Origin of the sequence: Streptococcus castoreus DSM 17536 (assembly GCF_000425025.1) — a bacterium.
Lineage (GTDB): Bacteria > Bacillota > Bacilli > Lactobacillales > Streptococcaceae > Streptococcus > Streptococcus castoreus.
The window spans coordinates 1-15,943 of the sequence record NZ_AUKZ01000017.1 but is presented as its reverse complement, the minus strand read 5'-3'; the positions used below and the strand labels follow the sequence as shown (position 1 = coordinate 15,943).

The 15,943-nt window shown below is 35.7% G+C and carries 12 protein-coding genes and 1 pseudogene; all 13 read left to right on the top strand.

Going from position 1 to position 15,943, the window contains the following annotated elements; translation table 11 throughout:
- The first annotated feature begins 26 nt into the window (after window positions 1–26).
- The 13 genes and pseudogenes from cdaA (at window position 27) to tnpA (ending at window position 15,818) form a co-directional block, all read left to right on the top strand.
- A complete protein-coding gene (gene cdaA / locus H346_RS0105725) occupies window positions 27–878 on the top strand; it encodes a diadenylate cyclase CdaA (protein ID WP_027970245.1) in 852 nt (283 codons plus the stop codon).
- On the top strand, window positions 875–1,831 hold the full coding sequence (locus tag H346_RS0105720; RefSeq protein ID WP_027970244.1) for a CdaR family protein: 957 nt from the start codon (window positions 875–877) through the stop codon (window positions 1,829–1,831). The genes cdaA and H346_RS0105720 overlap by 4 nt, the downstream gene beginning before the upstream one ends.
- A 53-nt stretch (window positions 1,832–1,884) precedes the next feature.
- A complete protein-coding gene (gene glmM / locus H346_RS0105715) occupies window positions 1,885–3,237 on the top strand; it encodes a phosphoglucosamine mutase (RefSeq protein WP_027970243.1) in 1,353 nt (450 codons plus the stop codon).
- Between the two features lie 159 nt (window positions 3,238–3,396).
- Complete coding sequence (gene hemW, locus H346_RS0105710) at window positions 3,397–4,527, top strand: radical SAM family heme chaperone HemW (RefSeq protein ID WP_027970242.1); 1,131 nt, start codon at window positions 3,397–3,399, stop codon at window positions 4,525–4,527.
- Between the two features lie 10 nt (window positions 4,528–4,537).
- Window positions 4,538–5,290 (top strand): acyl-[acyl-carrier-protein] thioesterase, encoded by a 753-nt coding sequence (locus tag H346_RS0105705; protein WP_027970241.1) that lies wholly within the window; start codon window positions 4,538–4,540, stop codon window positions 5,288–5,290.
- The gene (locus H346_RS0105700; protein WP_027970240.1) at window positions 5,290–6,054 is read left to right on the top strand and encodes a TIGR01457 family HAD-type hydrolase; all 765 of its coding nucleotides are present in this window, start codon (window positions 5,290–5,292) and stop codon (window positions 6,052–6,054) included. Before H346_RS0105705 ends, H346_RS0105700 begins: the two co-directional genes overlap by 1 nt.
- The gene (locus H346_RS0105695; RefSeq protein WP_027970239.1) at window positions 6,054–6,680 is read left to right on the top strand and encodes a TIGR01906 family membrane protein; all 627 of its coding nucleotides are present in this window, start codon (window positions 6,054–6,056) and stop codon (window positions 6,678–6,680) included. The genes H346_RS0105700 and H346_RS0105695 overlap by 1 nt, the downstream gene beginning before the upstream one ends.
- A gap of 217 nt (window positions 6,681–6,897) precedes the next feature.
- Entirely contained in the window at window positions 6,898–8,766 is a 1,869-nt protein-coding gene (locus tag H346_RS0105690; protein WP_027970238.1) for a hypothetical protein, read from the top strand.
- Window positions 8,767–9,351: 585 nt separating this feature from the next.
- Window positions 9,352–13,446 carry a type II CRISPR RNA-guided endonuclease Cas9 gene (gene cas9 / locus H346_RS0105685; protein WP_027970237.1) on the top strand — a complete coding sequence of 1,365 codons (4,095 nt, stop codon included), beginning with the start codon at window positions 9,352–9,354 and terminating at the stop codon, window positions 13,444–13,446.
- The gene (gene cas1, locus H346_RS0105680) at window positions 13,428–14,294 is read left to right on the top strand and encodes a type II CRISPR-associated endonuclease Cas1 (protein ID WP_027970236.1); all 867 of its coding nucleotides are present in this window, start codon (window positions 13,428–13,430) and stop codon (window positions 14,292–14,294) included. Before cas9 ends, cas1 begins: the two co-directional genes overlap by 19 nt.
- A complete protein-coding gene (gene cas2, locus H346_RS0105675; RefSeq protein ID WP_027970235.1) occupies window positions 14,291–14,635 on the top strand; it encodes a CRISPR-associated endonuclease Cas2 in 345 nt (114 codons plus the stop codon). Before cas1 ends, cas2 begins: the two co-directional genes overlap by 4 nt.
- On the top strand, window positions 14,622–15,296 hold the full coding sequence (csn2, locus tag H346_RS0105670; RefSeq protein ID WP_027970234.1) for a type II-A CRISPR-associated protein Csn2: 675 nt from the start codon (window positions 14,622–14,624) through the stop codon (window positions 15,294–15,296). Before cas2 ends, csn2 begins: the two co-directional genes overlap by 14 nt.
- A 54-nt stretch (window positions 15,297–15,350) precedes the next feature.
- Window positions 15,351–15,818 (top strand): annotated as a pseudogene (tnpA, locus tag H346_RS09790) (IS200/IS605 family transposase).
- The last annotated feature ends 125 nt before the right edge of the window (window positions 15,819–15,943 follow it).

Sequence of the window (15,943 nt, the reverse complement as noted above, 5' to 3'; positions counted from 1 at the left end):
CTATTTTATATAGAAATGAGAATTGTATGAGTAATTTATATGGTATTAACACAAAATTTTTATTAAGTTTATTCGCCGATCCCTGGATGGTGATTGTACACCTTTTGGATATTCTAATTGTGGCTTACCTGATTTACCGTTTTATTCGGGCACTGACGGGAACCAAGATTATGTCCTTGGTGCAAGGGGTTATTTTCTTTCTGATTATTCGTTTTATCGCAGAATGGATTGATTTTACCACCATTGCTTATCTAATGAATCAAGTCATTACTTATGGAGTCATTGCTGGGGTGGTTATTTTTGCGCCAGAAATTCGGACAGGGCTTGAAAAATTTGGTCGGTCAACACAAGTCTTTTTACAAAAACAAACCGTCAGCAGTGAAGAAGTTTTAATTGGTGCTTTGATCAAATCGGTGGCTTATATGGGACCACGGAAAATTGGAGCTTTGATTGTTATTGAGCAGACTCAGACTTTGCAAGAATATATTGCCACAGGTATTCCTTTAAATGCAGATATTTCGAGTCAACTGTTAATTAATATTTTTATTCCCAATACCCCTCTTCATGATGGTGCTGTTATTATTGGACAAAATAAGATTGTAGCAGCCTGTGCTTATTTGCCCCTGTCAGAATCCATGAGTATTTCAAAGGAATTTGGAACTCGGCATAGGGCTGCCATTGGTCTTTCTGAAAATTCGGATGCTTTGACCATTATTGTATCTGAAGAAACGGGTGCTACATCAGTTGCACGTAAGGGACAATTTTTACATGATTTAACAGCAAGTGAGTTTGAGACAGTACTTAGAACATATTTAATTAGCGAATCAAGTGTTATAGTACCATGGTATAAAAAAATCTTAGGAGGAAAAGTAAAATGAAGCGATTTTTTAACAGTCGCCTTTGGTTGGGTCTGGTTTCTGTTTTTTTTGCGATTCTTCTTTTTTTCACAGCGGCTTCAAATCATCACAACAATTCTGGGACACAGATTTATAGCTCGATTGAAACGTATACCCATACCCTTAAAGATGTGCCTATTGATATGAAATATGATAGTGACAAATACTTTATCAGTGGTTATTCTTACGGTGCGGAGGTTTATCTAACCTCTACTAACCGAATCAAATTAGATGCTGAAGTTAATAGTGACACCCGTAATTTTAAAGTTGTTGCTGACTTGACCAAAAGTCAACCAGGGACAGTAACTGTAGCGCTAAAGGTGCAAAATCTTCCTTCTGGTGTGACAGCTACGGTATCGCCAGATAAAATTTCTGTTACGATCGGTAAAAAGGCATCAAAAACGTTCCCGGTTCGTGGTAGTGTTGACCCTAAACAGATTGCTAACGGTTATGAAATTAGTAAGATTGAGACTGGCATTAACAAGGCTGAAGTTACCAGCGATGAATCGATCATTGCCTTGATTGACCATGTTGTTGCTAAATTACCAGATGATCAAGTATTGGATGCTAATTATAGTAGTCGAGTGACCCTTCAGGCGGTATCTGCTGATGGTACTATCTTGGCTAGTGTTATTGATCCGGCAAAGACTAACTTATTTGTTGGTGTCAAGAAAATTACAAAGTCCGTTCCGATTAGGGTTGAGGCTGTTGGGGTGATGGATAGTAGTTTATCTGATATTCAATACAAATTATCCAAACAGACGGCCCTTATTTCGGGAAGTCGTGAAGCACTTGATGCTATCGATGAAATTGTAGCAAAAGTTGATATTTCAGATGTTACCAAAAACACTAGTAAAACGGTTCATTTGACCTCCAATCAAGTTTCTATTGAGCCGTCAGTAGTGACCGTTCAGTTGACAACGACTAAAAAATAATGGATAATAGCTAGGAAAATTGAATGGAGGAAGCCAGTAGGCTTGTGTAAATTATGGGAAAATATTTTGGAACAGATGGTGTTCGTGGGGAAGCAAACGTTGAGTTAACACCAGAGTTAGCATTTAAACTTGGTCGCTTCGGTGGCTACGTTTTGAGTCAACATGAAACCGAAAGACCCAAAGTTTTTGTGGCGCGCGATACTCGTATTTCTGGAGAAATGCTTGAATCAGCCTTGATTGCTGGTCTACTATCCGTTGGTATTGAGGTTTATAAGCTTGGTGTTTTGGCAACCCCTGGAGTTTCTTATTTAGTTAGAACTGAAAAGGCAAGCGCAGGTGTTATGATCTCTGCAAGCCACAATCCAGCTCTTGATAATGGCATTAAGTTTTTTGGAAATGATGGTTTCAAGTTAGCAGATGATCAAGAATTAGAAATTGAAGCCCTTTTAGATGCCAGTACAGACAACCTCCCTCGTCCTAGTGCAGAAGGGCTTGGAACTTTAGTGGATTATCCAGAAGGTCTTCGTAAGTATGAAAAATTTTTAGTAACAACTGGTGTTGATTTAGAAGGGATGACAGTAGCCTTAGATACTGCTAATGGTGCTGCCTCAGTTTCGGCACGTGATGTCTTTTTAGATTTGAATGCCAAAATTGCTGTTATCGGTGAAAAGCCAACGGGATTAAATATTAATGCCGGTGTTGGTTCAACGCATCCAGAACAACTTCAAGAATTGGTCAAAGAAACAGGGGCTGACATTGGTCTGGCATTTGATGGTGATAGCGATCGTTTAATTGCTGTTGATGAAAATGGTGATATTGTTGATGGTGATCGTATCATGTTTATCATTGGCAAATATTTAGCCGAAAAAGGGCTTCTTGCTAAAAATACCATTGTGACGACAGTCATGTCTAACCTCGGTTTCCATAAGGCTTTGGACAGTTATGGTATTAACAAGGAAATTACTGCCGTTGGCGACCGTTATGTGGTTGAAGAGATGCGTCGTTCTGGTTATAATCTAGGTGGCGAACAGTCTGGTCACGTAATTATCATGGATTATAATACCACTGGAGATGGTCAACTAACGGCTATTCAATTAACAAAGATTATGAAAGAAACGGGGAAATCCCTTTCTGAATTAGCTGATGAGGTTACGATTTACCCTCAAAAATTAGTTAATATCCGTGTTGAAAATAGTATGAAAGAAAATGCCATGGAAGTTCCTGCTATTGCAGATATTATTGCAGAAATGCAAGAAAAAATGGCGGAGAATGGTCGTATTCTTGTTAGACCAAGCGGAACAGAGCCACTTCTTCGTGTTATGGCTGAAGCGCCAACTCATGACGAAGTGAACTATTATGTTGATACCATTTCAGATGTTATTCGTGCAGAAATCGGAGTTAGTTAACAAAAATGGTGTGTCGTTTTTACGACACGCCATTTTTGTTGTTTCTTGAAAGAATTCTAAGTTCTAAAATAGAGCATCCGTTTTTTACGAAAATGGAAAAGGGGAGATTAAAAGTTTTAAACAGGGTCAAATTTTCTTGCAAAGTGGTATAATAATAGCATGTCAAAAAAACCAACATCAGCCTATGTGCATATCCCATTTTGTACTCAAATTTGTTACTATTGTGACTTTTCAAAAGTTTTTATCAAAAATCAGCCTGTAGCTGCTTATCTCAGAACTTTGATCCAGGAATTTGACTCTTATAAGATAAGAAATTTAAAAACCCTTTATATTGGTGGTGGCACTCCAACCTCTATCACGGCTCAGCAACTGAACTATCTGCTAACAGAATTAACTAAAAATTTGGATTTAGGTGTCTTGGAAGAATTTACCATTGAAGCTAACCCTGGTGATTTAACACCTGATAAAATTGATGTTTTGAAGGCTTCATCAGTCAATCGTATTTCTCTCGGAGTTCAAACTTTTAATGATAAACACCTAAAACAAATTGGTCGCAGTCATAATGAAGCTCAAATTTATTCAACCATTGATGCGTTAAAAAAAGCTGGTTTTAGCAATATCTCCATTGACTTGATTTACGCACTTCCTGGACAAACACTTGATCAGGTTAAAGAAAATGTTGCTAAGGCTCTAACATTGGATATTCCACATTTGAGTCTTTACAGTTTAATTTTAGAACACCATACGGTCTTTATGAACAAAATGCGCCGTGGTAAGTTGCAGCTACCGACAGAAGATTTAGAAGCAGAAATGTTTGACTATATTTTGTCAGAAATGGAAGCTAATGGATTTGAGCATTATGAGATTTCCAATTTTACAAAACCAGGATTTGAAAGTCGCCACAACCTTGTGTATTGGAATAATGATGAGTATTTTGGTTGTGGTGCGGGAGCATCAGGCTATTTAAACGGTATTCGTTATCGTAATCGAGTGCCCATTCAACATTATTTAGAGACCGTGGCCAATGGGAATGCACGGTTAAATGAAGAGATTTTAAGCCAGGAAGAGATGATGGAAGAGGAGTTTTTTCTTGGCTTGCGTAAAAAATCAGGTGTATCAGTCCAGAAATTTCAAAAAAAATTTGGCGTGTCGTTTGCAGATCGCTATGGTCTAATTGTTAAAGAATTGCAAGACCAAGGGCTTTTGGTTAAAGATGATGCATTTGTGAGAATGACAAAAAAAGGTCTTTTTCTAGGTGATTCAGTCGCTGAGAAGTTTATATTGGGGTAGGAGAAAAGTTATGGGATTAAGGTATCAAGAGAATATGAAAGTTCCTTTTGAATTATGTGATGTTAATTCTAACATTAAATACCCACTTTTATTAGATTATTGTTTGAGTGTTTCAGGGAGACAATCAGCTGGGCTTGGAAGGAGTAATAATGATCTATTGGCTATGTACGGACTAATATGGATCGTGACGGACTACCAAGTAAGTATTAAGCGATTACCTCGTTTTAAGGAAATCATTACGATTGAAACTGAAACCCTTGCCTATAACAAGTTATTCTGTTATCGAAAGTTTCGTGTTTACGATGAAAATCAAGTATTATTAGTTGATATTTTAGCTTATTTTGCTTTATTAGATCCCAATACTCGTAAAGTGGCTCTTATTACAGAAGAACTAGTTACCCCATTTAAAGTAGATTTTGTCAAAAGAGTGCAGCGATCCCCTAAGATGCATCCACTAGAAAATCCTATCAATCGTGATTACTACGTGCGTTATTTTGATATTGATATGAATGGTCATGTGAATAATAGCAAATATTTGGATTGGATGTATGATGTTTTAGGTTACGCGTTTTTAAAAGAGCATCAGCCAGTCAGTTTGACCTTAAAATACATCAAAGAAGTTTCACCGGGTGGTCACATTACATCTAGTTATCAGCTAGATCACTTAACCTCTTACCATCAAATCACATCAGATGGGCATTTGAATGCCCAAGCTATTATTGAGTGGCAAAACCAACCAAAAACAGAAAGTGAGATAGACTAGTGCCTTACAAGGGTTATTTAATTGATTTAGACGGAACCATTTATCAAGGGAAAAACCGTATTCTTGCAGGAGAGCGTTTTATTGAACGTTTGCAGATGAAAGGAATTCCTTATTTACTTGTGACCAATAATACAACAAGAACTCCAGAAATGGTCCAAGCCATGCTAGCAAGTCAGTTTCATGTTCAAACAGGTATTGAAACCATTTACACTGCAACCATGGCAACCGTTGATTACATGAATGATATGAATCGTGGGAAAACGGCTTACGTTATTGGAGAAACCGGTTTGAAGTCAGCTATTGCAGCGGCTGGTTATGTAGAAGATACAAAATGCCCTGCGTATGTAGTTGTTGGGTTAGATAGTCAAGTTACCTATGATATGTTAGCTATTGCAACCTTAGCGATACAAAAAGGTGCCCTCTTTATTGGGACCAATCCTGACTTAAATATTCCAACAGAGCGTGGTTTGATGCCGGGAGCAGGAGCGTTGAACGCTTTACTTGAAGCAGCTACACGTGTGAAACCTGTTTTCATTGGAAAACCCAATGCTATTATTATGAACAAATCGCTTGATATTTTAGGAGTTAACCGATCTGAAGTTGTAATGGTGGGTGATAATTACTTGACCGACATCATGGCAGGAATTCAAAATGACATTGCAACGATTTTGGTAACTACCGGTTTTACGAGACCAGAAGACGTGGCAAGTCTACCGGTTCAGCCTAACCATGTCTTATCCAGTCTTGATGAATGGGAGTTCTGATGATAAAAGCTAAATGCCATTTTTGGATGAGTTGGCTTGGCTTATTGGCACTCGCTATCTTGATTACCATTTACCTGGCTTGGATTTTGTATCCATTGGAAGTGGACTACTTACAGTTAGAACAGGTTGTCTTTATGAGTAAGAAGTCAATCCTTTCTAATTACAACGGTTTGCTCAATTATTTGACCAATCCTTTTGTGACCAAGCTGCAATTTGCCAGTTTTGGGTCATCTGCTGATGGACTCAAGCATTTTAGCGATGTGAAGTTTTTATTCCACTTAACACAAGTCATTTGTTTAACACTTTTCTATCCCACATTTAATTATTTTTACCAAAGAATCAAAAATAAAACCCTATTTTTAGTTAAAAAGCCACTAATATTGATGGCAAGCTTGCCTTTGGTAATCGGACTTATGATTAGCGTGATAGGATTTGACAATTTTTTCACACTATTTCACCAAATTCTTTTTGTTGGTGATAGCAGTTGGCTTTTTGATCCATTAAAAGATCCCGTCATTTGGATTCTCCCAGAACTCTTTTTTCTGCACTGTTTTATCCTTTTTTTACTCATCTATGAGATAATCATGTGGGGGTTAGTTGTGGCTATTAAATGGGGAAGAATGTAAGTCGTTTGCGGTAGGTATCAAAATAATAAAATAAGAGAACAAGCGTTTAGAAGATGCTTGTTTTTAGTCTATATTATCGTTAACAGTGATTATATTCAACAGAAAAAAACAGTAAATGATTTCTGAAAACAAGTTAATGGTATATGAAATAAACCGATGCAATATCAATTATTAAAGGTGTTATATTAGTAACAATGTACTACCAAAGGAGAGACTTATGGCAGATTTTATGTATTACACGATGACAGTCACAGACGATCTCGTTCTGCATTTTTGGTATCAGGGAGTCTATGCCAGTTTTTCTTTTTTGGAAAATCGGACACGTTTTGGAGACAAGGTGGCTTGGCTGACTCAGAACCAGACATTTTATAAGATTTCTTATCGAGGTGGGCATGTGGAGAAACCCATCATGATTGCTTTTCAGGCTTTGGACAAAGTAGGGCTACCTAGTAATAACCTTGTGGCAAAAATACAAGAGCTGCAAAGCTTGAAAGGATCACCTAGTAAGCGCTTGGGTCAGATTTTACGGGAGGTTTCCAAAACTTACTACCAAGCCTACCTAGATTTATTGACCCAACCTCTCATGTTGGATATAGAAACTTTTGATGGACGAATCTATCACAATCGTTTTGACCGACTGGAAATTCAGGCTCAGTTGAGACCTGCAGAATCAACAAAGGACTATCTGAAACATTTGGAAATTATTTTTCAAACGAAAGAGTTTCAAAGGGTTTTTCGGCAAAAGTATTATTTATTAAAGAATTTTGCAGGGCATTTTGCTACCCCTGTTAACGCTACAACAACAGATGCTCAGTTAACCGAATCTTTTTACACGCAAGGAAAATTAGCTGATGCACGATCGGTCTACATTTCCAAGACATACTTGCCTTTTACTTATTTTCTCAAAGGGAGTTTGGCAGATCTTTACCAAGCCTATCAAAACCGCCAACCAAAGCAGGCAATCTACGAGGTATTTGGTAAAAATGGAGCCATTACACAACTAGGTGATTTTGTTATTTCCTCCGCAGCTTCTGCGCCTATGGGGTTTCAGATAAAAAATTTCAATCCACAGAAGAGTTGGACTAATCAGATTAAAACCTTACGCTATAAAAGAGCCATCAGGCTTGACTTGTCTCACATTCAAGCAACGATTTTAAAGGAAATCGTTGCAGATAGCTATTTTAAAGAGGCTTTAGGACAGGTTTTGGATAAATGGCAGAAAGAACCCGATCATCGACCTGCCCTGAATCGGCTACTTTACCCTATTCAAGGAACGATGGATACACCGTTTTCACATAATTTACACACACCACGCTATGCTTATAGTATGCGACTAATCCATAACTTATTGTTAGTAGGGTTTTTAACTACTTTGGTTTCAGAAGGAATGCGCCCCATCAGTCTCAATAATGAAGTTATTTTTTTAGAAACGACACATTTTCAGAAAGAGCGTTTTGAAGCACATTTAAAGGTTTTGGAAACTTTCTATGATTACCGTCCAGTAGATAACCTGATTATCAAAGATACCAATAATTACACCTACTTTGATCAAAGTAAGGGGCGGCAGATTTTCCGTGGCGCTTCTTTTAATCATCATGATGGCGCAGATGTAACAACTAACATTGATACCCCACCGTTTGTAGATTTTCTCTTGCAACAGATGATTATGACTTATGGTGATTTCAGGGAAGAGTTGGTAGAGGAGATGGTTTTTGCAGCTTTGGAAAAAAGTGATAGTGATACCTTAAAAGAATATCTTATGGTTCCGATCTACCCGCTTAAAAAACGTTACCAGTATCTTTATAAAAAAGACAAGTGCTTAGAAGTTCAGTCTGCTATGGCTTACTTTGCCTCGCAATCAGATCATGCTTGGTCCTATAAACAATTTTATGAGAGCCCCAAAAAGAAACCTGACTCATCTGTTCAAGATTTTCTTAAAAAATACCACTTACCGGCATCTGAGCAGTTACAGGAAGTGGCTGGTCGTCAGTTACGATTAGAAGAAATAGATCAGTTGAGTTTGGAGAAAGTTAATGTGGCTTACTATATCGGTTTGATTAAGCAGGAAATTAATTTATGGAAATAAAATGATTTTCTTTTTATCAGAGATTTGACCTTAACTAAAGTTATCGAAGGTTTGATGTCTAATTTCTAAGAAAGGGCGATTAATTACTGGAAGAGGATAAATTGATTATGACCTCTTATTTTTAGATTCGGAACTAACTGTTGTAGTAACTCAAAAAAAGAAAACAAGCATTTTGAAAGCGCTTGTTTTTATTTTGTATTAAAGGTAAAATAGGTATATAAAAAGCACCAATACTGGTGCTCCCCTTTTTAAAAGTTGGATACGGACTAAGCCTTATTTTAACTTGCTATGTTATTTTGAATAATCCCAACGAAATTATTATACAACGTTTATAAAAAATAATCAAGTAGAAATTTAAAAATAGCTCTAAAACTAAACTACAACTTCACTACATTTTAGCATAATATTTTTAGTTTACAAAACAAAAATATTATTATATAACTTAGTTGTAGTTTAGGGTTTTAAATAATGGGTTATGAGGAAAGGGAATTAAACGGGTAGCTTTAATTTCAATTTTTGAAATGTTGGGGGGAGGTTTTGTTGAACCTAATTATTGTAACTCAGATAAAATAAAGGAGAAGATAGATGTCTAAACGAAAGCCGTATTCCATAGGCCTTGATATTGGAACTCATTCTGTTGGATTTTCGATTATTGATGAAAATTATAAGGTTATCACGAAAAAAATGCGCGTTATGGGGAATACCAGTCATCAATACAGCAAGAAACCGATATTAGGGGCATTGCTATTTTCCGAAGGCACAACTTCTGAGGACAGAAGATTGAATCGAACAACAAGACGTCGCTATAACCGTCGTCATCAGCGCTTATTGTACCTTCAGGAAATTTTTGAGGATGAGATGAATCTTGTTGATGAAAATTTCTTTCACCGTTTAAGCGAAAGTTTTCTAAAAGCTGAGGATAAAGAATTTACGAAGTATTCCATTTTTGGAACATTGTCGGAAGAAAAAGAATTTTATAAAAAATACCCGACAATTTATCACTTGCGTCGTGATTTGGCAGACAACACTAAACGGGCTGATTTACGGGTTGTTTATTTGGCTTTGGCGCATATTTTAAAATCACGAGGCCATTTTCTTCAAGAAGGCACTATTAATCTTGAGAATATTGGTGTTGAAGAAAAATTCCAAGAATTTTTAGAATTGTATAATTCTATATTTGGTCAAGAGATTGTTGTCAACAGTCAAGTTATTGAGAAAATATTGACAGGTTTGAATAGTAAGTCTCGTAAAGTTGACTTAATACTAGCAGAGATTCCGTCTGAAAAATCCACTGGGAAATTAGCACAATTTTTAAAGATAATTGTGGGAAATCAAGGGGATTTTAAAAAGGTTTACGAATTAGAAGAAAAACTGACGTTGCAATTTTCGAAAGATACCTATGAAGAAGATTTAGAAAAATTGATAGAAGTGATTGATGATGACAATCAGCAACACCTTTTTGACCTTGCTAAGGCTGTCTATGATGCAGTGCTTTTATCAGCAATTTTGACAGTTAAAGATAACACCACCAAGGCTCCTTTATCTGCATCGATGGTGCAACGTTATCAAAATCACAAGGACGATTTAAGGGACTTAAAAGCCTTCTTTAAAACCCATATTCCTGATCAATTTGATACTATGTTTAAAGATAAATCACAAAAAGGGTATGCGGGCTATGTTGAAGGTCTTCACAAAAAAGATAAATTAGGAAAATTTATTCAAACCTCGAAACCTGTTTCACAAGAGGAGTTTTATAAATTTACTAAAACTTTAATTGGAAATATTCCAGAAGGCAAGGTATTCTTGGAGAAGATAAATCAGGAAGTTTTCTTATTGAAACAGCGAACGTTTGAAAATGGTGCCATTCCCCATCAAGTTCACTTGCAAGAAATGCGTGCTATTTTAAGACGACAGGGGCAATTTTATCCATTTTTATTGGATAATCAGAAGAAAATTGAGCGTATTTTAACCTTTAGAATTCCTTACTATGTTGGACCACTCGCACGTGGAAATAGTGAGTTTGCTTGGATTAAAAGAAATTCAGATGATAAAATCCGTCCGTGGAATTTTGAAAATTTAGTTGATTTAAGTGCATCTGCAACGGCTTTTATTGATAGAATGACAGTTAATGACACCTATCTTCCAACAGAGAAGGTCTTACCTCGTCACAGTCTCCTTTATGAACAATTTTTGATTTTTAATGAACTGACTAAGGTGAAATATATCGCTGAAGACATGCATCATTCGGAGTTTTTAACGGGTAGTCAAAAAAAGGAAATTTTCAATACTCTGTTCAAAAAGGATCGTCATGTTTCTGCGAAATCGTTGAAGCATTTTTTGGAAAAAGCAGATGGCTATGAAAATGTTGAAATTTCAGGGATTGATGAGAAATTCAATGCTAGCTATGCCACTTATCATGACTTGAAAAAGAAAATTTTTAGTAAAGACTTTTTAGACAATGAAGATAATCAAGTGATGCTTGAAAATATTAGTCATACTTTGACGATATTTGAGGATCGTAAGATGATTGAAAAACAATTATCAAGGTATAGTGGTATTTTAAGTGCTAAACAGATTTCTGAATTATCACGGAAAAAATACACTGGCTGGGGACGATTCTCTGAAAAATTGATTAATGGCATCAAGGATAAACGAACTGGTAAAAGTATCTTAGATTTTTTGAAAGATGATGGTTTTACTAATCGTAATTTTATGCAATTGATTAATGATGATGGACTTGATTTTAAAGAAGTCATTAAGAATTCTCAACTTTTCAAGGATGTAACGACTTATCAATCTATGGTAAATGATATTGCGGGAAGCCCTAAAATCAAAAAGGGGATCTTGCAAAGTTTGAATATCGTTGATGAACTGGTTAAGGTAATGGGGTATAACCCTAGTCAAATCGTTGTCGAAATGGCTAGAGAGAACCAAGGCACAAACCAAGGACGTCATCGTTCACGACAACGATTAAAAAAGATTGTAGAAGGATTGGACAATTTAAATAGTGATCTTTTAACTAAATCACCGATTAAAGATAACAGTGACCTTCAAAAGGAAAAGCTCCTTTTGTACTATCTTCAAGATGGAAAAGACATGTATACGGGTACTCCTCTAGATTGCAACCCAGAAAGCCTTGCTACTTATGATGTGGATCATATCATCCCGCAGAGTTTTTTGAAAGATAACTCTATCGATAATAAAGTTTTAACAAGTTCTAAGGAAAACCGTAAGAAATTGGATGACGTGCCATCTCAAGAAGTAGTGGGTAAGCGCTATTCTTGGTGGTTACAATTGAAAAAGGCTGGTCTTATTAGTGAGCGAAAATTTGCCTATTTGACTAAGGGTGCATTAACTGAGCAGGACAAAGTTGGTTTTATTAATCGTCAGTTAGTTGAGACACGTCAAATCACTAAGCACGTAGCCAGAATTTTGGATGAAAAATTCAATGTCAATGATAAGGGAGAACGATCCCAAAAGGTTGATATTATCACTCTTAAGTCAGTCTTTGCCAATCGTTTTAGAAGCGAATTTAAATTACGAAAGATTCGAGAACTTAATGATTGTCACCATGCTCACGATGCTTACCTTAATGCAGTGGTTGCTAAGGCTGTTTTGACGGTCTATCCTAAACTTAAGAGAGAACTCGTTTACGGAGATTATTATCATGAAAGTATCTTTGATAAGAAACACTTATCAGCTACTGATCGTCTGAACATGTATCATAACATTTTAAAATTCTTTACCAAAGACTATAAAATTGAAAGTAAAACTGGTGAGATTTTGTGGAAAAAAGAAGATGTTGTGAAAATTGTTGAAGAGGTTATTTATCAAACACCAGTAACCATTGTGCGAAAGACAGAAACCAATCATGGAGCCTTATTTAAAGCATCTAATAAGGCAGTTGGATATAATAATAATCTGATCCCAAGAAAAACGAAAGGTATCTATTTAGACGTTACAAAATATGGTGGCTTTATTGAACCAAGTGAAGCCTATGCTGTTGCTATCTTAACACGTGGCATAAAAGGTAAGATGAAAAATAAACCTCAGTGGTTACTGAGAGGAATTTCCCTTTTAGAGCGAAAGGAATTTGAACAAAATCAGATAGCTTTTCTTGAAGAAAATGGCTATACTAATATCAAAAAAGTCATTAAATTACCTAAATATAGCCTATTTGAATTTCAAAATGGTCGCAGAAGGTATCTAGCGTCTTCTGGAGAATTACAAAAAGGAAATCAGATTACTTTACCGAAGCACTTAATAGAACTTTTGTATCAGTTGCAACGTTTGGGAAATATCATTGAGAATCAAGCGAGTGATTATTGTATTGAAGAACATCAGGAAGCGTTTGAGGAATTATTAGCAATTTTTGAATTTTATAATCGAGAGTATATTCAAGCAGATAATAATTTTGCAAAGATCAAGTCTTTGTATGAAAAAAATAAAAATGCTGATGCCACTTCCTTATCAGAATCCTTTATTAATTTATTGAATTTTACGCAAATGAAAGCAGCAACTGAATTTCATTTCTTTGGAACTAAGATTGATAGAAGACGTTATACTTCTCCTAATGAAGTATTTTCTGCCACCCTTATCTATCAATCCATCACAGGTCTTTATGAGACACGCATTGACTTAAGCCAATTAGGAGAAGAATTATGGGATGGCGAACGGTAGTTGTAAACACACATTCTAAATTATCCTACAAAAATAACCATTTAATTTTCAAAGATGCTTATAAAACAGAACTTATACATTTATCGGAAATTGATATTTTATTAATAGAGACAACAGATATTGTTTTGTCTACTATGTTGATTAAACGATTGGTTGATGAACGTATTTTAGTGATTTTTTGTGATGACAAGCGTTTGCCAACAGCGTCATTGATGCCTTTTTATGGACGACATGATTCAAGTTTGCAGTTGGCACGGCAAATTGCTTGGGATGAGGAGTTAAAAGCAGAGGTTTGGACTAACATTATTGCTCAGAAGATTTTTAATCAATCGTATTACCTTGGACAGTGTGCCTACTTTGAAAAATCCCAAGCCATTATGGAGTTATATCAAGGTTTGGAAATATTTGATCCTAGCAATCGTGAGGGGCATTCGGCAAGAATTTATTTTAACACCTTGTTTGGAAATCAATTTTCACGAGAACAGGATTGTGATGTTAATGCAAGTTTGGATTATGGGTATACCCTTTTACTTAGCATGTTCGCTCGCGAAGTCGTTATTTGTGGTTGTATGACTCAATTTGGTTTAAAACATGTGAACCAATTTAATCCGTTTAACTTTGCTAGTGATATTATGGAGCCATTTCGACCTCTAATTGATCGAATCGTCTATGAAAATCGTCATAAGACTTTTGGACAAATCAAGCGACAATTATTTTCTATATTTTCTGAAACTTATCCCTATAATGGGAAAGAAATGTACTTGTCAAATATTGTTAGTGACTATACTAAAAAAGTTATTAAAGCACTTAATAATGAGGGGAAAGGAGTTCCTGAGTTTAGGATATGAGTTATCGGTATATGAGAATGATTTTGATGTTTGATATGCCTGTGGATACATCTGAGGAGCGTAAAGCCTATCGAAAATTTAGGAAGTTTTTACTGAGTGAAGGATTCATCATGCACCAATTTTCTATTTATAGCAAGCTTTTGCTTAATAGTACAGCAAATAATGCTATGATTGGTCGTTTACGGGAAAATAATCCCCAAAAAGGGCATATTACGTTACTAACCGTAACAGAGAAACAATTTGCCCGCATGATTTATTTACATGGTGAGAAAAATACATGTATTGCTAATACGGATAATCGCTTAGTTTTTTTAGGGGAGGGTTATCATGGTGATGATTAATTTTCCACTTTTGGATAACCCATTAAATCTTGAAAAAATGACCATTTTGGTTATTAAGGATGTTACCGTATTTTCTAGCTTGGTAAAACAATTCTATCAGTATGATGAAGCAGAAAAACTGAAATTATTTGATGACAAATTGAAATCATTGAAGCAATCCGAGTTAATGTTGATTACTGATATTCTTGGTTATGATATTAATTCACCGACTATTTTAAAAATGATTCATGCCGATTTAGAAGAGTGTTTCAATGAACAGCCAGAAATTAAATCGATGATTGAAAAGTTAGCAGCAACAATAACAGAGTTGATAGCTTTTGAATGTTTAGAAAATGAGTTAGATTTGGAGTATGATGAAATCACTATTTTAGAATTAATAAAAGCCTTGGGGGTTAAGATTGAAACACAAAGTGACACTATTTTTGAAAAGTGTCTTGAAATATTACAGGTTTTTAAATACTTAACGCGAAAGAAGTTATTGGTTTTTGTTAATACTGGAGCTTATTTATCGAAGAAAGATTTGGAACAATTAAGAGAGTATATTGAATTATCAAATCAGACGGTTCTCTTCTTAGAACCAAGGTGCCTGTACGATTTTCCGCAATATGTTTTGGATGACGATTATTTTTTGGTTACAGAAAATATGGATAAGCCACTATAGGAAGTATTATTGCTATATCAATGAAATTGAGGATTCTATGATTCTATTTGAACAATAGAATCTCCTTTTCTGTTATGGCTAAAACCAGTTACAGTTTATCACATTGTCTTCACACCAAAGTATCGTCGCAAATCCATTTACTACAAAATAAGACAGGATTTAATTGAAATTTTCCGTCATCTATGTCAATACAAAGGAGTAGAAATTATTGAAGGACATCTGATGCCAGATCATGTCCATATGCTTGTGCTTATTCCACCAAAACTTGCGATTTCAGATTTCATGGGCTACTTAAAAAGTAAAAGTGCTTTGATGATATTTGATAAGCATGCGAATTTAAAGTATAAATATGGAAATCGTAAGTTTTAGGCTAGGGGATATTATGTCAGTACAGTTGGATTAACTGAGAAAACTGTAGCGAAATATATACGCGAGCAAGAGAAAAATGACATAGCGCTCGATAAATTGAGTGTTAAGAAATATGAAGATCCGTTTTCAGATGGTGGATTCAGATCAAAATAAAGCCCGTTGTTACGGGCATCAGTCAAGTAACGAAAGCATAACCTGAACGAAGTTCAGCGAACGTCTTTGGACGTCGCTGGAGAGAAGCGGCTTATAGCCGGTGTACAAGCCACCCGTTTTCACGG